Annotated in this window: 17 protein-coding genes and 2 tRNA genes; 7 read left to right on the forward strand and 12 right to left on the reverse strand. The window is 44.2% G+C overall.

Features of this window, described 5'->3' with window-relative positions:
• Window positions 1–2: 2 nt before the first annotated feature.
• The 3 genes from ACMXI2_RS19670 to ACMXI2_RS19680 all read right to left on the reverse strand — a co-directional run bounded on the left by ACMXI2_RS19670 (window position 3) and on the right by ACMXI2_RS19680 (window position 2,451).
• The gene (locus tag ACMXI2_RS19670; protein ID WP_483777772.1) at window positions 3–527 is read right to left on the reverse strand and encodes a hypothetical protein; all 525 of its coding nucleotides are present in this window, start codon (window positions 525–527) and stop codon (window positions 3–5) included.
• Between the two features lie 151 nt (window positions 528–678).
• The gene (locus ACMXI2_RS19675; protein ID WP_483777773.1) at window positions 679–1,458 is read right to left on the reverse strand and encodes an enoyl-CoA hydratase-related protein; all 780 of its coding nucleotides are present in this window, start codon (window positions 1,456–1,458) and stop codon (window positions 679–681) included.
• 9 nt (window positions 1,459–1,467) lie between these two features.
• On the reverse strand, window positions 1,468–2,451 hold the full coding sequence (locus ACMXI2_RS19680) for a DUF3667 domain-containing protein (RefSeq protein WP_483777774.1): 984 nt from the start codon (window positions 2,449–2,451) through the stop codon (window positions 1,468–1,470).
• 143 nt (window positions 2,452–2,594) lie between these two features.
• Here ACMXI2_RS19680 and ACMXI2_RS19685 point away from each other — a divergent pair, with 143 nt between their 5' ends.
• The 5 genes from ACMXI2_RS19685 (at window position 2,595) to ACMXI2_RS19705 (ending at window position 6,154) form a co-directional block, all read left to right on the forward strand.
• Entirely contained in the window at window positions 2,595–3,428 is an 834-nt protein-coding gene (locus tag ACMXI2_RS19685) for an RHS repeat domain-containing protein (RefSeq protein WP_483777775.1), read from the forward strand.
• A 117-nt stretch (window positions 3,429–3,545) separates the two neighbouring features.
• Window positions 3,546–3,618 (forward strand) — tRNA-Gly (locus tag ACMXI2_RS19690).
• A 17-nt stretch (window positions 3,619–3,635) separates the two neighbouring features.
• A tRNA-Leu gene (locus ACMXI2_RS19695) sits at window positions 3,636–3,721 on the forward strand.
• Window positions 3,722–4,124: 403 nt separating this feature from the next.
• Window positions 4,125–4,517: a hypothetical protein gene (locus ACMXI2_RS19700; RefSeq protein WP_483777776.1), complete on the forward strand. Its 393-nt coding sequence runs from the start codon at window positions 4,125–4,127 to the stop codon at window positions 4,515–4,517.
• 275 nt (window positions 4,518–4,792) lie between these two features.
• Window positions 4,793–6,154 (forward strand): DUF3863 domain-containing protein, encoded by a 1,362-nt coding sequence (locus ACMXI2_RS19705; RefSeq protein ID WP_483777777.1) that lies wholly within the window; start codon window positions 4,793–4,795, stop codon window positions 6,152–6,154.
• A 63-nt stretch (window positions 6,155–6,217) separates the two neighbouring features.
• Here ACMXI2_RS19705 and ACMXI2_RS19710 read toward each other — a convergent pair whose 3' ends face one another.
• The 4 genes from ACMXI2_RS19710 to ACMXI2_RS19725 all read right to left on the reverse strand — a co-directional run bounded on the left by ACMXI2_RS19710 (window position 6,218) and on the right by ACMXI2_RS19725 (window position 8,198).
• Window positions 6,218–6,583 carry a rhodanese-like domain-containing protein gene (locus ACMXI2_RS19710; RefSeq protein ID WP_483777778.1) on the reverse strand — a complete coding sequence of 122 codons (366 nt, stop codon included), beginning with the start codon at window positions 6,581–6,583 and terminating at the stop codon, window positions 6,218–6,220.
• A gap of 17 nt (window positions 6,584–6,600) precedes the next feature.
• Entirely contained in the window at window positions 6,601–7,059 is a 459-nt protein-coding gene (locus ACMXI2_RS19715) for a hypothetical protein (RefSeq protein ID WP_483777779.1), read from the reverse strand.
• A 194-nt stretch (window positions 7,060–7,253) separates the two neighbouring features.
• Window positions 7,254–7,841 (reverse strand): TetR/AcrR family transcriptional regulator, encoded by a 588-nt coding sequence (locus tag ACMXI2_RS19720; RefSeq protein ID WP_483777780.1) that lies wholly within the window; start codon window positions 7,839–7,841, stop codon window positions 7,254–7,256.
• A gap of 120 nt (window positions 7,842–7,961) precedes the next feature.
• Window positions 7,962–8,198, reverse strand: a complete 237-nt coding sequence (locus ACMXI2_RS19725; protein ID WP_483777781.1) for a hypothetical protein — start codon at window positions 8,196–8,198, stop codon at window positions 7,962–7,964.
• A 313-nt stretch (window positions 8,199–8,511) separates the two neighbouring features.
• On the opposite strand from ACMXI2_RS19725, the gene ACMXI2_RS19730 reads away from it, so the two are divergent.
• Window positions 8,512–11,001 (forward strand): alpha-L-rhamnosidase-related protein, encoded by a 2,490-nt coding sequence (locus tag ACMXI2_RS19730; protein ID WP_483777782.1) that lies wholly within the window; start codon window positions 8,512–8,514, stop codon window positions 10,999–11,001.
• 115 nt (window positions 11,002–11,116) lie between these two features.
• Here the strand turns inward: ACMXI2_RS19730 and ACMXI2_RS19735 are convergent, their stop codons facing one another.
• From ACMXI2_RS19735 to ACMXI2_RS19750, 4 genes are all read right to left on the reverse strand, one after another.
• Window positions 11,117–11,941, reverse strand: coding sequence for a phytanoyl-CoA dioxygenase family protein (locus tag ACMXI2_RS19735; RefSeq protein ID WP_483777783.1), 825 nt, complete (start codon window positions 11,939–11,941; stop codon window positions 11,117–11,119).
• A gap of 66 nt (window positions 11,942–12,007) precedes the next feature.
• Window positions 12,008–14,983: a glycosyl hydrolase gene (locus ACMXI2_RS19740; RefSeq protein WP_483777784.1), complete on the reverse strand. Its 2,976-nt coding sequence runs from the start codon at window positions 14,981–14,983 to the stop codon at window positions 12,008–12,010.
• A 186-nt stretch (window positions 14,984–15,169) separates the two neighbouring features.
• The gene (locus ACMXI2_RS19745) at window positions 15,170–16,948 is read right to left on the reverse strand and encodes a RagB/SusD family nutrient uptake outer membrane protein (RefSeq protein WP_483777785.1); all 1,779 of its coding nucleotides are present in this window, start codon (window positions 16,946–16,948) and stop codon (window positions 15,170–15,172) included.
• 11 nt (window positions 16,949–16,959) lie between these two features.
• Window positions 16,960–20,097, reverse strand: a complete 3,138-nt coding sequence (locus tag ACMXI2_RS19750) for a SusC/RagA family TonB-linked outer membrane protein (protein WP_483777786.1) — start codon at window positions 20,095–20,097, stop codon at window positions 16,960–16,962.
• Between the two features lie 379 nt (window positions 20,098–20,476).
• Between ACMXI2_RS19750 and ACMXI2_RS19755 the strand changes: the two genes are divergently transcribed.
• Window positions 20,477–21,370 (forward strand): AraC family transcriptional regulator, encoded by an 894-nt coding sequence (locus ACMXI2_RS19755; protein ID WP_483777787.1) that lies wholly within the window; start codon window positions 20,477–20,479, stop codon window positions 21,368–21,370.
• A gap of 32 nt (window positions 21,371–21,402) precedes the next feature.
• Here ACMXI2_RS19755 and ACMXI2_RS19760 read toward each other — a convergent pair whose 3' ends face one another.
• On the reverse strand, window positions 21,403–22,287 hold the full coding sequence (locus ACMXI2_RS19760) for a helix-turn-helix domain-containing protein (RefSeq protein ID WP_483777788.1): 885 nt from the start codon (window positions 22,285–22,287) through the stop codon (window positions 21,403–21,405).
• Window positions 22,288–22,368: the final 81 nt, after the last annotated feature.

The raw sequence follows: 22,368 nt of genomic DNA on the forward strand, positions 1-22,368 counted from the left end.
TTTCAGCGTTCATATTTCTGCATCCACTGCAGGAATTTTTCCGGGTAGTCGGTATCTCCTTTTTCGCTGAAGAGCATGAGGCTTCTGTTCACGGTGAAGCCGATGTAAATGATATCCCGGTCCATATCTATGGCAATAACGGCTTCATCGTAGCCTGATTTTCCGGGCATATATCCTTCATTAAAAAGTATTTTGTTTTCCACTTCTATGGGTGGGGTCACTTTTAATCTTTCAAAAAAAGATTTACGGGCTTTACCTATCAGTACGTTAAGCCTGCTTTTCAGCGGTTCGGTTTCAAAAAGACTACTTTCCGCAGCGTATTTGCCGTTGAATTGCAGGAAACTGTTCCAGGAAGCCACCATGTCTGTTTGAATAGTATCGCCACCAGCGATCATGGTATCGGTAGGTGGCAGGTTAGTCTGGTCGGCCAGTACAATCGCCCTTACTTTCTGGGCGGGGCTATTACATGCAAACGCGCAGATAGTGAGCGACAAAAGTGATGCAACAGGAATCCTTCTCGCACTCATGGTTAAATTTTTTTTATTTGATACTAAAAGGGGGCTACAACAACTATCGGGCACCACTTTCCCGGCAGTTAACAACATAATTTTTTTTATCAGTGGAAGGTTAACAAGTCAGATAATAAAAAAGTTTAATGGTTTTCAATAAAGTTCCGGGCTATTTCCCTTTAAATACAGGAGCTCTTTTTTCAATAAACGCCTGCATGCCTTCCTTCTGATCTTCAGATGCAAAGAGAAGATAAAAATTTTTACGTTCAAAATGTAATCCTTCTTCCAGGCTGGTATCAAAAGCTTTCAAAACGGCTTCTTTAGCCATTTTAAGGGCTACAGGGCTCATGGCGGCTGTTGCTGCGGCCAGTTTTATGGCTTCCTGCAGGAAGAGTTCTACGGGCACAATACGGTTAATGAGACCGGCCCGGAGTGCTTCTTCTGCGGTAATAAAGCGGCCGGTAAGCACCATTTCCATAGCGAGGGCTTTCCCCACTGCGCGGGTAAGGCGCTGAGTACCGCCTGCGCCGGGCATTACGCCCAGTTTTATTTCCGGTTGTCCGAAGCGGGCGGTTTCGCTGGCCACGATCATATCGCAGAGCATCATGAGTTCGCAGCCGCCGCCGAGGGCGAAGCCGCTAACCGCCGCTATAATAGGTTTCTTTATTTTTTTGATGGTGTCCCAGGTGCTGAACTGATCGATGTTATACATATCTATGGCAGATTTCCCTGCCATTTGTTTTATATCGGCGCCGGCGGCGAAAGCTTTTTCGTTACCGCTGAGGACTATTACCCGCACCTCGTCGTCTGCATCGAGGATTTTCAGGGCGTCTCTCAGTTCGCCCATGAGTTGCAGGTTTAATGCGTTCAGTTCCTTTGGGCGGTTCAATTGGATGTGGGCTACATAGGGCGCCACTTGCTGGTGTATGATAATAAATTCCGGTTGCATCTTTTAAAGTTAAAGAAATATCATAAACATCAGTAAAATGTAGACCAGGAATACGATGCCGGTTGACATGATATAAGCCACGCTCAGCACAATACCTTTTAACAGGGATTTCCCAAAGCTTTGCTGGTAGTTATTCCAGAGCGCCAGCACCAGGTAGATAAAGATGATCCACCAGCCGATGGTCATAAAGATATCGTTATGGAAAATAAATTCCAGGAGAAGACCAGCCAGCCCGGTAATAAAGGCAAAAGAATGCAGGTGGATGGCAAAAATGGCGTGGTCGGCATACAGCCATTTTTTCTTTTTGCGGTACATCCATTTCATAAAGAGTGCAAAAAGCGGCAACAGGATAAACATCAGTTTGGGCACATTATGGTTGAACATTTCAATAATGGCCTTTTTTGAATCGTTTCCATATTTCTGCCGGACGCCGATGATTCGCCGGTACACCATCTTTTCCGCGCCATGAAGGCGTGCTGAATCCGGCAATTGCCGTTGAATCGCATCAAATTCTTCCACTGTCTGATAGTGGTTAATATTCCTTTTTTTGCCGGTGGAAGAGGTATCCGGAGAGATGGCCAGGTCCAGCGTTTCAACGCCGGTTTTCACGGAATCACCGTTGTTTACCCGGATCAGGGACCGTTCCGTCACGAATTCGCCGGAGTCATCTTCGCTGCCGTGTTGTAGGGTAAACAGACCGAAAAAGAAGACGAAGGATATAAAGACGTATAATTTTATTGGATTTACGTAGCGTACTCTTTTGCCAGCCATGTACTCCCGGGAAAGGAATCCGGGTCTGAAAAGGAGGTATTTCAGGGTGGTCAGGAACTGGGAATCATAATGAAAAATATCTGCCACGAAGTGTTTCACCAGGTGGGTGAATGTTTCATGTGGTATGGTATTTTCCTGTCCGCAGTGTGTGCAATACCTTTCAGGCACCTCTGTACCGCAGTTAAGGCAGTTTTTCTCCTTACGTAAGGGTTGTGATTTCAAGAGATTTAGATATTTTTGGTTGTAACAGCAGGCAAGATAAAAAAGAAATGGTGAATTATACCCGGATAAAGTCCGGTTAAAAAATTTTAATATGATTTTTGCGTTTTACCTTTGAACATTCAAAAATCAGCGATTTTACGGGCATGAAGAAAACGATCCTACTGGCACTGAGTATACTGGCGTTTGCGGCCAGCGGTTTTAGTCAATATTACTTCCAGGACATTTACAATACCCAGCAAACGGTGGCGACGATGGCGCTGCTAAAGGAAAACAAGGTAAAAACGCAGCAGGTGCTGACGCTGGATGCCGACATGCAACCGGACCGGGACTTTCGTTGTGAGCGTAACCTGAGTCCCACCTACCGGCAAATGAAGGCGCAGACACAGTCCAGCTCCACCGGTTATTCTGCCATGACCTCCACTTTTTCCGCCAAAGGGCAGCTGACCAGAACGGTGGACAGTTCCGGCGCGAGTGTGACCACCACACAATACCGTTACGACGAAGGCGGGCGGCTGCAATATATCAGCAGCACCTCTATTGCGCGCGACAGCAAGCTTCGTTTTGATGAAAGCCGGACGTACCGTTATGATACGGCGGGACGGTTGCAGCAGCTGATACAGCGTAAGGGCGGCGATTCCACCGTGGTAGCTTTTAAAACCGACAGTGCGGGGAATGTGATTGAGGAGCAGGATATGCGTCGTGGCACGCGGATTTATTATAACTACGACAAGGCGGGGCGGCTAACGGATGTATACCGTTATCAGCCTGCGAAGAAGCGGATGTTGCCGGACTATATCTTCGAGTATAATGCGCAGGGAAAGCTGGTAAAGATGACTACCGTTAACGCACAAACGTCGTCGTATACGATCTGGCAATATGAATATCAGCCGAATGGATTACCTTTGAGTGAAACGTGCTATGGTAAAGGAAAGGAGTTGTTAGGCATGGTGAAATATGGCTATGAGCTGAATCCTTAGATGCAGTTAAAAAAAAAGGAATTCGTAAAATATTTGAGTTCAGCGTTAAAAAAATTTTGCAGCTTCAAAAAGATTCCTATCTTTGCAATCCCAACAAAAAAAGTTCTTATAATAAATGCGAAAGTAGCTCATTTGGTAGAGCACGACCTTGCCAAGGTCGGGGTGGCCGGTTCGAGCCCGGTCTTTCGCTCTGATTATTCCCTACAAACCCTGGTGGTGGAATTGGTAGACACGCGGGACTTAAAATCCCGTTCGCAGCAATGCGAGTGTGGGTTCAACTCCCATCTGGGGTACAATGGAGTTTTTGGCAAAACTCAGAGAAGGCTGCTCAACAAAGAGCAGCCTTTTTTCTTTTATAGTCAAGTAGTTAGCCATTAAACTAGGGTGCAATAAGTTGGCTCTAAGTACCTCCCCGTCAAATATGAGAGTAGGTTTGAATCACATCTTTAAAAGTTTCTGTTTCGCGTTTATACCCAGCTTGTGATACAGGTTTTTCATATCACATAAATCCGGAAAAGCCTTTTCCAGCTTGGACCAGCGCTGATTTATGTCTCCCTTCAATTTCGTAATATCACTTTGCAGCAAAGACCGTTCACCGGAAAGTTTGCTGAACCACTTTTTAATGACCAGCAGGCCGCTGATCATCAGGAAATAGAAATATTCCAATGACAGCAAAAATATTAAATTCTTATCAGTTTGCTACAAATAGGAATAGGGGCTGACCAAAAAGGTCGGCCCTTTTCTTTGCAGAAAGAGGGCCGACTAGTAATTTTAATTACCACATTGAAATTACTATGTCCAATAGTAAGACTAAACAGGTATTTAAACAATATAACCCTTGCCAAAATTTTTTTACTACCCCCGAATCCGGAAGAATTAATCCCATCGGATCATCTGGTTCGTGTTATCAGTGCTACTGTAGATAAAATGGATATAGGTTCTGTTTTGGATAGCTATGAAGGACATCAACAACTTCCGCAGTGGGGTTATACCATTGAAGATTTGTTTAAAAGTATGCTGGTGTTTTTATTGGAACAGGAGTATATCCGGTTTGAAAATTACTTCTGCGATGGCAATACGGTAGATTGATGATATTCTTATAAATATTCTCCATTGGTTGTAACGTAAAGCAAAACAAATATAAATTGCTTACACTGTCAAATAAATCTGGAGCAAAACCTTTATAATAAAGAGGAAGATTGATTAAATCCTTATTTTTCTTGTGTGTATTGTGTGTAGCCAGCAACATTATCCACTCCGACAGGGAAGCAATAAAAATTTTAAAGCAGGATAGCCCTGCAGAGATCAGGACAGTACAGGAAAGTTAAACGAAAAAAAGAATTTAAATTGGCTGTTTTACAGCTATGCATCTATCCAGGAAAAATTTTCTACGAATATCTTCCGTATTTGCTGCAGGTGCACTGGCAGGAACACCCGGCCGCGTATTATCTTCTATACTTGCACACGGAGCCGGCAACCTGATGGGCAATCGCTTCCTGACCTTCAACTGTGTTATCCGTGTTAACCAGATAGAAGTTGCAAAAGACAAAAATGTTGGGATGGACGAACGGGAAATGCACACTCCCGAACGTTTAAAGGCTTTCCGTGAAGCAGTGGAAGCAGGCTTCCCCGGCGCAAAAATGACATGGGCGTTCAGCTGGCTGGCATTGAACGACATGACCGACAATTACATGAAGATAAGGGAACAAGTCAGGGAATACCACCATCGCTATGGCGATGACGTTACTTTTATACCCGGAGCATATTTTGCCAACGCCTATAATTCAATAGAGCAGGTGAACAAAGACCTGCATGATGGTATAGCCCTGGCATCGGGAATAGTGGGCAACGGCTATCGCCCCAAAAGCATAGTGGCCGGGTTCCTGGCTGCAAAAAATATGCAGTACCTGGCAGAAACGGAAAACATTCATGTGTGCCAGGGCAATATCTGGAGTCAATTCTCTATCGACAACCAGGACGGAGATGGCTCCGTATGTTATCCTTACTATCCCTCCAAAGAACATTTCTGCAAACCGGCTCAGGGCAAAGCTGACTTCATCGACTGTGTGAACCTGGATGGCTGGACGGTGGATTTCCTGGCAGCGAGAAGAGCTGGCTTTGCAGAGCATTTTAACAGCAGAATGGGTGTAGGGCCGATAGAGACTATCGGGGCATTCGGAGCAAGCACTGGTCTCAAAGAAATGATGCACAGTACTGCTATACACTTCGATACCGGCTACCAGCTGAATGGCTTTGCATGGGTAACCAATTGCTGGGAACTAAGCCTGCCTATCGATGTTTCAGGTTTGAGGGACTGGCTGAGCTCCATCAAAACCCGCTGGCCCGCTACGCGGGTAATCACGCAGGGTGAATTCGGGCTGATCTGGAGAAAACATTTTACATCCAATAATTTCAACTACCGGTTTACAGAAAGAGGGTCCGGCATTGGTGGATCAGATGCAGACAAAGAGATACGCTGGTTCATGAACAAGGATTTCCGGCTGGCGCTGTTACGCAACTGGCAGGAATCCGCACCGGAAAAAGTGATCGACTTTACCCGTTATGATGTTCCTGCAAAAGAGCCGGATACCCTTACCCGTAAATGGAGTCTTCTTGGTGAGATAAACCAGAAAGGAACACGGCCACAGGACACGCCGATACCGTTAGATCAATTGAGCGCAAATGACAGGGCGTTGATCCGCCGCCGGGCGCCTGATCTCCGCTAGATACCTTGGCCATGCGGATGAAGAACGATGAACTGCTGCCAGCCTATATAATGAGGCGTCTTTTTACTTTAACGACAACGCCAGCTTCTTCTGTAAATCACTCCAGGCGCCGCCATTATACACATGCTTAAAGCCCCTTTCTTTCAGAATATTTTCCGCCTTTACACTTCTGAGCCCGTGTGAGCAAACAGTGATATAGGTTTTCGAGGAATCAAGTTCCACGTATCTTTCCCGGATGATTCCCAAAGAAATATTTACGGCGTCTTTAATATGCTCCATTTCAAATTCCTGCGGCGTTCTTACATCCAGGATAACAGCGCCTTCTTTAACCAGCTTATCGAGGCCGTTGTCCAGTGTACTGTATTTGTATACCCGGTAGCTAATGTAGATAACAAGCAATATGCTTCCTGCTATGATTAAATTTTTCATATCCTCTCCATAATTTTTTATCTGAAATAAGGCCGGTGGGTAAAGGGTGAAAAGGGCCAGGGAATGGCCAGGAAAATAATGATCAGAGCGATGGCGTACCACAGCAACATGGTTTTGAACTTCTCTTTGTCTGTTGCCTTCCGTTTTGCCAATGCTGAGCCGATGGTAATAAGTACTATGGAAAGAAGCATCAACGTACTATGGATCATCCCAAAAAACACAAGGTCAAATGATTTTCTTGCAGTACTGAAGTTGCTCAGAAAGTACCTGATAACAGGACTGTGAAAGTAGAACGTAATACCGATAAGCAGTTGCACATGTGCAATGGTAGCTGTCCAGTGGCGAACCAGGTTATCTGTTTTCAATAATTTTGCGCCGGTGAAATATCCTTTCCCGGCCCTGTATACCGCATACACCAGGCTTATAAGCACCAGCCACCGGAACAGGGAGTGTATGAATGTAAGTGATTGATACATCTTAAATAGCAGCTTTACGGGTTCTTATAAAAACAGCTCCCGGCCACCCGGATGTTTGCCCGGAATGAATATATGCATCCATGTCATTGAATTTTTATTGGTATGCGGCAAAGATAAATCAAAAACATACTAGTTAGTATGTTTTTAGATAAAAAAATATGCTGCCGGTTAAACTGGGGGTATTCAACGGGCTATTATTTTAATGTTTTGAGATAAGAATGCAATTGTTTGAGATAAATGAGATAGATAGCTTTACTATTTTCGAGCTTGCCCAGGTTGCGTATTCCCCAGTATCCCGACATAACAAAAATGGCCACTTCTTTGCCATTCACGGTACTTCTTACAAATTTCTTCTTTTTCCCGGTTTCAATAGTATGGATAATAGCCTGCTCCCATTGAGCGGTCAGATCATTCAGGGCTTTGCTGAAATCCTTATTCCAGGCCATCTCCTGGGTAAAGTTAGCAGCGGGGCAACCATATTCCACTTTCAGGAATTGATTTTCCATCAGGAGACTATGCATCATGGCATAAATACCATCCAACGGGTTTCCTTCCTGTTGAAGCGGGGCAATAAAAGTATTCCTGAAATTGGGTTTCAGTAACTCATTGATAATAGCCACGCCCATTTCATCTTTGCTTTTGAAGTGATGATAGAAAGCGCCCTTAGTAACCTGTGTGGTTGCCAGGATGTCATCAATGCTTGTTGTCTGATACCCCCTGACATATATCAGTTCAAAAGCTTTTTGCAGGATATTTAACCGGGTAGCTGCTGCCTTTTTCATATCAATTACCAAATGATCTTCTCAGCAAAAGAACAACATTTATTCTTTTCTTCGGGAAAAAGTATGCCCGCCTGCCGGCACTTCAAAACTGTATACACATTGGTAGCCTGCTAACAGGCGTTACCTTCGCTTTATATCCTGCCCTTTCCTGGTATACAACACTACAGCCGGACAGGGGGGATGAAGATCCTGGAAAATTTTGGCATAGGCAAATTCAGACAGCGGGCGGCTGGCAACATAGCCATAGCTTACCTCCTTCAGCTTTTTTGGTTTAGGAACTGTATCCCGTGTATGTTCCTGCGCCATGGCGGCAAAGGGTAGCAAAAATAAACCAATCATGAATATTGCACTTGTCATTATATCCAGCCTGCTTTAGGTTAAAAACAGATAGTGTCCCATTATAAGTACACATGAAAACGAGGCAGCGTACGTATTTTCCTAAAAAAAGGCATAAATGCCTATATATAGAGCTGTGCCAGAAAAAATACAGGCAGCCGGCAACTGGCAAAAAGTACAAATAAAAAACGCTTTCATATAAAAACGCTCTTAATATTCGGACGTAAATTAGCTGGTGCAGGCAGGCCAACCGAAGGATATTATTAATTTTATAAACAATCTTTACCAGCACTGTTATGCCAGTGGGCTACCGGTGTTCAATTCCATCCCGTTTATGACGCGAATATTAGCAATTATTATCAGTTTCATTTTGATCCCCGATCTATGTTTTTCGCAAAATGGTATCCTACACAACCGGGCTGCCAAAATAATTACAATTACCACTCCTGATCAAAAGCTTTCCATCAGGATTGACTATTCAAAGGGATGCATTATTAAACAGGTAAACCTGAAAAATAAAAATACGATATCACCGTCGGGTGTATACACCGGTATCACAGCAGAAAGTGGAACCGCCTCATCTGCTGATCAAACAGGCGATATTAAAATAACAAATACCCCGAAAGGCATATCGCTAAATGGTATCGCCTACGGAACCGGGGCGCTTCAAATTAAAGAAACATGGGACTTTGCTATCAAAGGAGATAAAATAACCTGGGATATTACCCGCAACTATAGCACAACAACCGACCTGGAAGACATGGCCTTTCCAAAATGGAATTTTACAGATCTATCCGTTTGGAAAGGAGGAATTATTGATAACGGCGGGATGGTTTGGTGCAAATACCTACAGCAAATTAACGATACCTATGGCGTTCATACCGGTGGCGTAACATTCTGGAATGCTGATTCGGGAGATGCGTTAAGGATATCGCCTCAACCAGGAAGCGCAGATAAAATGGCTTCAAAATATTCCCACAGCGAAAATGGCGAGTTCACTTTTACACAATTGCTAACTGACTCCAAATTGCAGCAACGCTATCACCTGAGCCGCTTCGTATCACAAAAGTATGATGTATTTGCTCCCTTCCAGGTAAAAAAAGGACGCGTAAAGCTAAGCCTGGAACTACAATACATTGATTACAATAAGGAATATGCAAGAGGAACGCTTCCCGGTATTGATGCAACAGCAGTACGCGAGCTTTTGAATACAACCGGGCGGTATGGCGTGGTAGACAACAATATAGTAGGCGCAAATGGCTGGCTCACCAACTGGAAATGTCTGCATGAGCCATTTTTTGCGCAGATCGGGATGGCATTGAATGATCCACACTATATAAAAAACCTGGCGGCAACATTGGACCAGGAAAGAGATCAGGCGATGCTCAACGATGGTCGTGTGTTATCCCGCTGGCATAATGTACCCGGCGACGAAATTCCCGGCACATATAACCCGCAAACAGGCTATTATGAAGCCATGTGGGGATATACCATTGATTCACAAACGGGCTATGTGATCAATACAAGCGAACTGTTTGAGTTGAATGGTGACCTGCAATGGCTGCGTGCACATCAAGCAAGCTGTGAAAAGGCGCTGGACTGGCTGATAAAACGGGATTCCAACAACAACGGAATCTATGAAATGATGAATAACGGCGTAGCGGAAAAAAAGGCAAGCGACTGGTTAGACATTGTTTGGGCAAGCTTTGAAAACGCTTTTGTAAATGCGCAATTATACGAAGCATTAACGCTATGGGCCAAATGTGAAACGATTTTAGGCAATCATAAAATGGCAGGCCATTATTCAGCGATAGCCGCCCGTCTTAAAAGTGCATTTAACAGGCCGGTTGATGAAGGTGGCTTCTGGTCGCCGGCCAAACAGCAGTATGTGTACTGGCGTGATAAAGACAATACCATTCATGGCGACAACCTGGTTACTCCTGTAAATTTTGCTGCCATTGCCTTTGGATTATGTGATGACAAGGAACGCATAAAACTCATTCTTGATCAAATAGAACAAAGAACAACGGCAGAACACCTGTTTCACTGGCCGCTTTGCTTCGATTCCTTTAAAAGAGAAGAGGTAAGCGATGGTAACTGGCCTTTCCCTAAATATGAAAACGGGGATATATTCCCCACATGGGGATATCTTGGTATCAATGCCTATGTGAAATATGATAAGCACATTGCGCTTAAATTCATTAATCATCTCCTTGATCAGTATAAAAAAGACGGACTCTCTTCCCAGCGCTACAGCAGAACAACCCAGCTTGGACTGGGGGATGATATCCTGGCCGGCATCTGTACCAGCATTACAGCGTTATACAAGGATATTTACGGCCTTCGTCCAAAATGGAACAGGATGGGGCTGGAACCCAATATGCTTGAAACCCTGAACGGAACGAAGTTTTCATATATCCACAGGCATACCGTTTATCACCTTGAATTGAGCGTTAATGATTATTTAATGAGCACCGGTAGCTTTTCTGTAAAAAGTAGCGAATCTTTTGGTGCAGATAAAAGCGGGAACACGCTTAAGTTCTACCCTGGTAATAAAGATACTGCGCAACTCCTGGTTCGTGCAGATCCGGGCAATCGTATTGACATGAAAATTACTTCGTGGAAGAATGATGTATTTGCATGGACTATTTCGTCACACGGCAACTATCAATTCACCATTAATGGATTGCAACCAGGCTCAAAATATGAAGTAGTAACAAACAAAGATATTACCCGGCTTCAGGCAAATAACAATGGCAGCATTTCCCTGAATAAACATTGTAGTACGCCTGTTAACTTTTCTATCAGGGAAACATCTCATTAAGCTCCTCCTTTCAATTGAACATAAACATATAAAACCGGGGCCCTGAAAGAACCCCGGTTTTATATGTTTTACACAGTTTATGGAATGTACTTTGAATCAGCATTACCTGATGGGCCTATTGAATCCCGGCTGTATAAATCAGTGGGTTCTGTGCATCATCATCCAGCAGATCCCCGACTTTCAACCTGGTTACCTGCGCATCACTTAATATATTCTTTATGCCGTTAAATCTAGCGCCATCAGGCATATAAGCGCAGGTCATCGCCCTGCGGAAGCCATTGGTCATATTGGCCCCGGCGCCGTGTATTGTTAAACCATTATGAAAAGAACAACTACCCGCCTTCATGGGTGCAGCAACAGCGCTTTTAGTTACAAGCTGTGGGTAAACCTGGAATATTGCATCCATATTTTTCCCGATACCCTGGTTTTCAAAACCGGTTTCATGATAAGATCCGGGAATAAAATACAGACAACCGTTTTCATTTGTAGCGTCGTCTAAAGCTACCCATATTGATAGTGCCCGCTTATCAGTGAACGACCAGAAAGGCGTATCCAGGTGCCACGAAGTAGGGTTGGCCCAGGGACGTTTTATGAGCACCTGGTCATGCCAGATCCGGGTACCATCCCACCCTGCTAATTCTGCGGCCATTTTGCCCAATCTCTCATCAAGCATAATCTGCCTTGCCGCATCGTTTGTTTGCCAGATATTAATCATCTGGTCAAACACCTTTCCAAAATATTCACTTTCCTTATTGATCCCGTCGTCTTCGCCCATTTTTTTATCACTACCGGGCATTTTCCTGCCATCTCTCTGTTCAACGGCCTCCGTAATAACCTGCCGCCAATGGGAAAGTTCTTCCTGGTTAAGAAAGTTCTCAATTAATAAAAATCCATCTTCCCGATAAGATTGAATCTGCTTTTGCGTGAGTAACGTGTTCATATATCTGCAAGTTTTTTTGAAAAATATCAGGCGCACCAGGCAAATGCCTGTAAGCCCATAGTATTATTATTTTGCCTGTATTAACTTAACGGGGCCTAACAAACCAGCGTCATATTTACTAAAATCGGGCACACCTACCCAGCCCCAGGTGCGGAGCTTGCCCAGATCCGATTTCATCCACATTTCATTAACCATCAGGTTCCCGACCCGTATTCTGATTTTATTTTCTCCCTCCTGCAGGTATTTGGATATATCAAATACAAAGGGCGCCCATAGCCGGTCGCCAACGGGTTTATCATTTACAAACACTTCCGCCATATATTTTACATCACCAAGATCTATAGAAGTCCTGGTATTTACATCTTTCAGCACAACAGGTATTTCATAATCAATATATCCTGAATACTGCTGAAGTCCATAGGCATACCAGGATTGCAGGGTGCAGTTTGCTTTACTGCCAACAATAAATTTCAACGGGGCAGTCAGCGTCTGCTCACTTTTAACGGACCTTGCAAACGACAGCAACCGTGCATCAGCAGGCAAGTCAATTGACGCCGCCACGTCGGTTTTTATGCCATCCATCCAAACCGTTGTGCCAATCATATTATCAGGGAACACTACTGTTTTTGCACCAACTGGTATATTGACCCTCCAGTAGCGGTAACCGGTGGCATCATTATCCTTTATTTCATCTTTCTGCCCATCCCCGTTCCGTTTTTGCGCTGTCATAAAACTGGTATACTTCCATTTTGAATCATTATATGCCAACAACATAAGATCTTCGCTTAACCCGTTGTCGGCTAACGTGAATGAAGTGGCCGTGGTTTTATAAACAGTGTCTTTCCCCGGATAACTGATGGTCCATTTATCATCGAGCTTAATTTCTTTTAAATCAGATTCATGCTGTACCAATGGATTCATATCGCTTGTTCCGGGCTCAAATACAAGCCAATAACCTTCATAAGGTTGTAAAGTCATTTTTACTTTGTTATATCCCTTCTCCTTCACGTATGCAACGGGTGTACGTTCCCCGGTTTCGCAATTCCATATCTGCGCCATGCCATCGCCATCCCTGAACCAGGCTGAAAAATTTCTCACGGTATCGGAGTTATTGGCAAGCCAGTAAAAGTGGTTATTGGAAATAGTTCTGTGAGCAGTGTAGAGCCGGCCTGAGTTTTCCAACCGGATCTGTGGCCGGACCCTTTCATTCAAAGCAGTAACCATTTTACTCAGCCTGTCTTTATCACCCGACAGATCAATAACATTGGGCAACCGCTTTAATGCATTCATCTGGCTAATGATCAACGCATCTTTCATGCCTTTCTCCGGCGATCCTTCGGGTGTTGTACCCAGGAGCAGCACAACGCCTCCCTTTTTAGCAAATTCAAGTATCTTACCTGATACGGCATGAGAAACAACACAAGCCGGTGGAAGAACGATCGCCGAAAAGTTGTGGTCATTAATAGTGATCTTTGCACCGTTATTAATGGCTCCCGTTTTTCCTTTATCCAGGTAATATTTATCAGCGATTAAAAAGTCGATGTTATTTTTATTTAATTCTCTCATAGCATCGGAATACACCTGGTTGATCTCGAGTGAAAGCGTATCCCAGACTTCTTTGCCTTCCAGCAGGCCAAAATTTTCCTCATGCGTAAAAAAGCCTTCAGCATTTGCCCAGATACTTTCAAGCGGGTTTACCAGGAGAACATCCGCCACAAGCTTACTTTGCCTGTTTACAAAAGCAGCCCGCCTGGAAAAGTCCGTCCAGTTATGCAAATAAGGCCAATATGGATTTTCGGTAAACCAATCCGGCGGATACGGATCCTGTTCAATTTTCCGGTTAACGTTAATTCCATGTGGCACCACATGGTTAATGCCAAATGATGTAATAGAATTAATAGTCATTTTCATCATGGCGGGTGTTTGCTCCCATCCTGCAACGCCCATAATTTCACTCATAAAAGGACGATCTTCCAATTCGGCTACTGTTTGCACTTCCTTAAAATCATGAACATCCTGCGATTTCATTAAAAGACAATCTGTTCCGGGCATAGTTGCTGTTCTTGTAACGCGCATAAAATCGCCCATGGCGGCAGTTTGTAACAACAATGATTCTTCCCACAGATTGGAGATGTAATACATATTGTATTGTTTGAGCCAGTTCACCAAAGGCTCAAAGTAACATTTGTTATATACGTCTGAAACAACATCAAACCAATCACAACGGGCTTTTGCAAACAACCCGTTGTTGTCTTTTTCTGTTAAAAGGGGAAGCCATAAACGGATATCCTGGTTTTTCATTTCCTTATACCGTTTGGCAAGATATTCTGACCACGCCATCCGCCAGCCATAGTCGCCTTCATTGTCAACAAAAACGCCAGGAATTGTTTTCCCCATATCATTTGCAAAATGTTTGGCGTACTGCGCGTGAACAAGCGGGATGAAAACTTCCATTAATCCGGGATCGAGATAGTTAACTTTCCCACCGTCAATTCCGGGATGGAATCTTTTTGTGTAAGTATACACCACCCATTCGCCCGGTGGCGCCGTCCATTTGAAATGGCTTCCTTCTCCAATGATCCGCAGCGATGAGGCATCAATGGCATTGCCGGCTATTTTACCTGCCACGGCAAAATCTGTTGAATCATAATAAACGGTCGATTTCCCCGTTACCTTATACCGTTTCCAATCCAGGTATTTTGCCTCCAGCTCAGGATGCTGCGCTAATACCCGTCCTGCTGCCTGCCCGCTTGGCCAGTCATATTCATCACAATACCCCAGGGTAAATCCTTTGTTCTTTGCTGCCTGCATAGCATTCCCGAAACTGCTGAACCAGGGTTTTTCCAGGTATTGCTTATATGGCAATGAAGAAAATGCCGGGTTTAAGCGATCCATTGAACCCCGGGGATGTGCATATCCGGGGTTCAGTCCCTGCTTCATCATTTCCTCTGCCATAGTAGCCGTAAAATGCTCATCCCTGATGGTATCATCCCAGAACCAGAAAGTATGGGGAGCATAGAACATTGGGGGGCTAACAAACATTTGTTGAACCGTTTTGGGGTCGCTATATTTTTTTTGCCATTCAGATTGCCCGGATATATTCAAAGTAATTGTCAGCAAGCAACCGGTAAAAAGGATGTTCAGATATGTATATTTCATTACTGTTTTGAGTTAATAACTGGTACGAATATTATTTTCAATAAAAATCCATCAATGCCACACGCGATATTAATTATAGCCGGGGTTCTGCACTAACTTATCGTTCTTATTCATTTCACTCCTTGCGATTGGTAAAAAGTAGGCCTTATTATCCCACTTTCCACTTGTGATCTCCACCGGGGTAACAGTAGGAATGGTGGCAGTTGTATGATCGGGATTCAGTTTGTACACAACATTAACCCCATGCATTGGGTGATAGGCTTCCGGCCCGATCATCCAGCGGCGCACATCAAAAAAGCGGTGGTTTTCGTACACCAGTTCAATACGCCTTTCATTCCGGTATCTTGCCGACAAGGCCGCGCCGGCGTCCATTACATCAGGCATGGCCGCTTTTTTCCTGATCATATTAATGTAGGTGCGTGCTTCCGCCTCCTCTCCCAATCCAATACAGGCCTCTGCATAATTGAGTATGATTTCGCTGTAACGGATGAAGCGCCAGGTGAGGTCATCCTGGTGATTTACATACATATCGGTTTTGCGGTTTATAAATTTGAGCATACAGGTACCGGTATTATTATAACCGCCTCCATAAACCACGCTGTTCCTGCTATCTAACCCATACGTATACACGATTTTGTTAGCGGCGGCATCCCACTTTTCCCAGGTGCCTACCTGCAAAACTCCTACGGGGTCGGCTGCCAGTAAGTTGGATGGCCTTGACCTGAACGTTGCCCCTTCGTATAAAATGGAAGCATAAAAACGCGGGTCCCTGTTTTTATATGGTTCAAGATTCTGTGCAGGGTTGGTTCTGGAGAATTTAGTGCCATCACTCATTTCATAAGCGTCTACCAATTCGCTGGGGGCGCCGTTTGTTTCAATACCGCCATATCCATTTGGGAAAACCTGCCAGTAGTCAACGCCCTGGTTTACGGAGGCATTGTAATAACGAATAAAGATGTCTTCTATACTACTTTTTGAGATAAACAGGTCCTCATAATTCTGAACGGCCTCCTCTGTTGATGCAGGACCGGGCTGATACAAACCGTATATGCCCAGGTCTATTACAGCCTTAGCGGCGGCTTTGGCCGCCTGCCAGCGTTGCTTCCTGTCGCCATCTACATATCCCAGGAGCTCTGGGCTGGAAAACCCGGAAAATGTTGTATTATGAAGATCGCTGGCCGCATAAAGCAATACTCTTGATTTAAGCGCCAAAGCGGCGCCTTTTGTTACTCTTCCTTTGTTGACACCTGTATTCACCAGGGGTAATAATGCAGCCGCCTTATCACATTCACCGGAAATAAACTGCACGCACTCTGCATAACTGTTCCGGGCGGCGGAGAAGTCGTCTGTTAATTTATAGGATTTCGTAACCAGGGGTACACCGCCAAAATAACTGATGAGCAACTGATAATACCAGGCCCTGAAAAAAGTGGCTTCGCCCTTCAGCCTGTCTTTCAGTGTAACGCCATCAATCAGTGCCGGATCATCCGTCAATTTGTCTATATTTTCCAGGAATATATTGCAGTCCCGGATAGCGCTGTACCTGCCGTTCCAGTCGCCCCAGCCTGCATTATCAGGCGACATCAGCATGTTGCTCATATTATAATCATTTCCCGCATCATAGCATCGGGCCTCATCTACAGCCAGCGAAGTCATGAAGAACGACCAGGGGTTCTGGTTATAAATGCTGTTCATGTTCAGTTGTATCAGGTTGGGATCAGACCAAACATCCGTTTCTGTAAATTGCGTGGAAGGTTTTGTATCAAGGAAACTTTTGCCACATGATGTTAGCAGCAGTGACATAAACCCGATAGCGATATATATTAAGTTTGAGTTTCTGTAATTCATACACTTTGATTTTAGAATGTTGCCGTTAATCCAACGTTAGTGGTTTTGTTCAATGGATATACTTCACTGTTCACCCAAATGGAGCCTGGAGCGTCGTCGGGAGATTCAGGATCGAAATCCTTCATCTTTGTAAACGTTAAAAAGTTCAGGGCGCTGACATAGATTCTCAGCGATTGTATGCCTATTTTTTGCGCAATGCCGGATGACAGGTTATAACCAACCTCAAAGTTTTTCAATCTTAAATAATCACTGCTTCTAACGAAGTAGGTGTTATTAGGTTCTCCATCTGTCATCCAATATGCGCCTCCACGCTCCCATACTCTCGGGTTAACAGCACTTGGATGTTCCGGTGTCCAGCGGTCTTTTACAAGGTTGTACATAAAATTCCCGACACCTGGCCCGCCGGAAAAAGTCCGGTAGGATCTTTCCGCACCGGCCGCTCCCTGGAATAATACATTTGCGTAGAAGTTCCTGTACTGTAAATCGATACTGAGTCCGCCGGTAAATGTTGGTATGGTAGTTTTGTTGCTTCTAACCTGGTCCTGGCCATCAATCTGTCCATCGTTATTTACATCTTTGAATATAATATCTCCGGGGCGGGCGCCTGTCCAATGAGGGTATTTATCAATCGCTGCCTGGTCTACGAATACACCTATTGCCTGGTAATACAATCTTGCGTTCATCTGGTTGCCGGTAGACTTCTGATAGTCGGGCACGCCGGGTGTTTCATCCCAGAACCTGATATGATTCTTTGCCCAGGCGCCGTTGGCAGACACCTGGTATTTGAAATCGCCGGCACTACCGCGATATGATGCCTGCAATTCAAAGCCCTTGTTAACCACTTCCCCGATATTTTCCTGCGGCAGGCTTAATCCAGCAGAACCCGGCACAGAAGCGTTTCTGTAGGCCAGGATATTGGTACGCAGGTTGTAGAAATAATCAGCGCTTACCGCTAATTTATTATTGAGCAGTTCCACATCAGCACCGATATTGGATTGATTGGCTATTTCCCAGGTAACCCCGGCGTTTGGAATACGTAATGCTTTCAACGCCTGTTGCGGAACATTTTCATTAAATACATAACCACCATTGTAGCCATAGGTTGTAAGGTATTGATAGGGCCCTATCCGGTCGTTACCTGTTTTTCCCCAGGAGCCTCTTATTTTCATTTCATTGATAAAAGCGATATTATCTTTCCAGAATTTTTCATTAGAGATCCTGTATCCCAGGGATATCCCTGGAAAAAATCCAAATTGCTTACCGGCCGGATCAAAAATATAAGAGCCGTCGTACCTCCACACAAATTCAGCGAGGTACTTTGCGTCATAGGCATAGCTTAGTCTTCCGAAATAATCTAACCTGCGGGCCACACCGGATGATCCTCCATTATCTTTTAATTCATTACTTCCTAAATCCAGTTCGTCAAGAATATCGCTGGTATAGTTTCTCCTGAAAGCCCAGAAATTCATGTTATCACCGGCAATACGTTCCGCCGCAAGAAGAACTTTAATATCATGCTTATCAAAAACCCTGTCATAATTTAACAGCGCATTGAGGGTTACATTAGAATTGTTATCCATCCACTGTTGCAGTCGCGGATCAGTATTTCCTTTCTTGGATGCTACCAGCAGCGGAGTTCCATTGGCATCTAAACTTGTTTTATCCCAGGTATAGAGGAACCATGGCTTTCTGAATTGTTTGGTACTGACAATAGTTCTGTCCATTGCTACATTACCGGTTAACGACAGTCCTTTTATCCATGGAATAGTAACCACGAGCCTTACATTACTCTGAAAAATATAACTTCTTGATTTGGTGTAACCCGTGGCATCTGTAACCAGCACTACCGGGTTCGCTCCATATTCAATATCCGGTCCGGGCAAGCCATTAGGCCATCTCGCCGGCCAGGTAGGAAAAGATCTGTTTAATGCCCAGAAAACATTTTGTGCCTGATCGGCGCTTCCCCCATTGGCGCCTCCGCCTGAATAGTTCCTGTTTTCCTGCCGCCCAACCACATCAAAACTCAAACGGATGTTGTTAGTAACCTTTGCGTCAATATTACTTTGAAAATTAGTCTGCGAATAGTTGGTAGCTCCGTCCCTGAAAATCCCGTCGGTAAAATTCGATCCAAGTGAAATGAAATACTTTATGGTCTCAGCGCCGCCTGACAATGTTAAGTTGCCGTAGCGTTGCGGGGAATTTTTCCTGATTGTTTCTTTAAACCAATCCGTATTGGGATGCCCCCAGGGATCAGAGCCATCTTTATACTTCTGGATATCTTCTGCCGAATAAGGCAATGGGTCGCCGGGATGATAAGCAGCGGAAATTTCATTCTGTAACTGCGCATAAAGGGGCGCATCCGCCATTTTGGGAAGAACGGTAGGTGTATTCCATCCCTGGTTCAGGGAGAATTGAATGGTGGGCTTACCGGATGCGCCGCGTTTGGTGGTGACAAGGATAACGCCATTGGCCGCCTGTGATCCGTATATCGCTGCAGACGCATCTTTTAAGATCGTAACAGATTCAATGGTGGCGGGGTCCAGCCGTTCCAGGCTTCTGCCGGCAATGCCGTCAACAACCACAAGCGGGGAATTATCGCCAAGTGTATTGGCCCCACGTATCCTTAAGGTGGATCCGTCATTTCCAGGCTCGCCTGTTCTGGTAATAGCCACCAAACCAGGTAACCGGCCTGCTAACGAATTGGAGAAATTACCCGCCGGTGATTTAACCAGGTCGCTTCCTTTAACAGAAGCAATGGAGCCTGTCAGCGTTTCTTTTTTGCGGGTTCCGTATCCAACCACCACAATGTCATTTAACCTGGCATTGCTTGGGGTAAGCACCACCGTTAGTACCTCTCCATCTTTCATGGCTGTTACCTGTTTCTCTTCATATCCTATAGAAGAAAAAAGCAGGACTGCACCCTTAGCAACGCTAATCTTAAAGGAGCCGTTTTCATCAGTGGTTCCACCGGCAGTCCCGCCTTTTATTCTTACAGATACATTGGAAACGGGTTGACTGCTGTCTGACACAACATTACCGCTTACCGTTATTTTTTGCTGAGCAAAGGAAATTTGTGAGATGCCCAAAAGGAATAGTAATAAAAATGATGCGTTGATAGGCAATAGAGAATCAAATTGCTTGTTTAACATAACATGAGATTTTGGTTTTAAACATCGCTGGTAGTGGAATTATCTACAATTTAGAAATGACGATTACTTCTGTGCGGCGGCGGGCCGACAGGTGGTTGATGCATTCATAAAGATTAATTTTTCAAACGTGAATTTAACCCCCGGTTGCTGATCTGCAGCCGGAATGAAACGTTGATATCATCACAAAAAAGCGCTACTTTTATATGAAAACTTTCTATCAAAAATTTTTCGCCATAAAACAATTTAAAGTCAGTCGGAACTTTAATATTTCAGTAATCATCTATCCTGTTTTTCAATTAAGTTGGTAATGCAAAGTAACCTGAATCTAGAAGGTGCAGTGATAAATTCTGATGGAATCATTTAACTTTTTGACACACCAATGAAAAATAAAAGGACTCAAAACGTCAATTACCTGACAGTAAATGAAACAGACGAACTGTGGGGATTATACACCACTACTATTGGTTTCCAGGTTATATCGCCCAATAGCGACTATCCTCCTAAAAGCCATCCGTCGGCATATTGGTTCAGTCCCAATACCGGAAGGGTATTGCAGGAATACATCCTGCTGTACATTACAGAAGGAGAGGGTTCATTTGAATCGGCAAGCTGCAAGCTAACTAAAGTCGTTGCCGGTACTATCCTGTTGTTATTTCCCGGCGAATGGCATACCTACCGGCCGCTTAAAGGCAAAGGATGGAATGAATACTGGGTAGGTTTTAATGGCAGTTATATGAAACAGTTAACCGGTAATCTTTTCTTTTCCAGGAAAAGCCCGGTCTATAATGTGGGGTTTAATGAACAGATTGTGGCTTTGTTCAACCAGGGTATTGAAACAGCCAATTACCAGAAAATGGCCTACCAGCAGGTACTTGCCGGTATTACCAGCCTGCTGCTGGGCTTCATCTTTTACGCTGAGAAAAACAACTCTTTCAGAGATAAGGCCATCATCGCTCAGATTGATAAAGCAAGAATGATGATGCGCGAAAAAACCGGTGATGATGTTACTCCCGAATCCATCGCTAAAACGCTAAACATTGGCTATTCCTGGTTCAGAAGAGTATTTAAACAGTATACAGGATTTTCACCTGCACAATATCAACTTGAAATAAAATTGCAGAAATCAAAAGAATTGCTGGCCAGTACGGTATTACCGATAAAGGAAATTGCCTTTCACCTGAACTTTGAGTCTGCCAGTTATTTTGTAACGTTCTTTAAATCAAAAACGGGATTATCGCCCGGCGAATACCGCGATAAGATAAAAGGCAAATGAAGCGATGAAATATAATTACCTGCAACGGAGTTTCATTCAACGGCAAATGTTTTACGATAAGTATTAGGAGAAAGGCCAACTTTCTTCTTAAAGATCCTGGAGAAATAATAAATGCTGTCGAACCCTGTTTGATCTGCGATTTCCTCCACGTTAAGCAATGTTGATTCAAGCAGTTCTTTTGCCCTCTCTATGCGTAAATTTAAATGGTATTGATTAGGCGACAGCCCCGTTACTGCCTTAAAATTCTTCCTGAATGCAGAATATCCCATAGGCAATTGCCGGGCAAGTTCCGGGATATCTACAGGATGCTCCAGTGATTCCTGTAGCAGGAACTTTGCTTTCGTTATTGCCTTTTCCAGCGGGCTATGATCATATTGTTTGCTGAGCGATATGGTATTGACCAAACCGAGTATCTGAAGCGTTAAACCCGCAATCTGTTGCGAGTAACCTACAAGCGAGGCATTTACAACATCAATCATCTTTTTAAGTAATACCAGCATATCTCTATCCAGCCCTGTTTTGATACATGGCTGATTGGGATCAAAAAAGCCTTGTTTCATCAGTTGATCAACATAGTACCCGTGAAAGCCAACCCAATATTCTTCCCATCCCGAGCGGATATCCGGCCTGTAACGATGCCATACTCCCGGGAAAAGAAAAAAACAGGTTCCCTCCTCAATTTCCACCGGCTCGGTTAATGCCGAACAGAATGTTCCCTTTCCTTTTGAAATAAATATCATGTAATAGTCCGTCAGAATCCTTCCCCTGTTCCATGTAAGCTGATGGCTTGGGGGATGTTCTTCTTTGGGATAACGTTCATTCGGTGTTACTTTTGAATACCCCACCGTAGTTACATAAACTCCCCATTTCTCCTCGATTGGACCTGTATTCAGATATTTAAAAAAGTTATTACCCATTGAATTATCTTTTCTCTTAAATATTGGTGGCAACCGGCGTTATTAAAGGTGGGAAATATTTCCGCCCATCAACACAGCATA

Source organism: Chitinophaga sp. G7 BAM 1005, assembly GCF_057126945.1.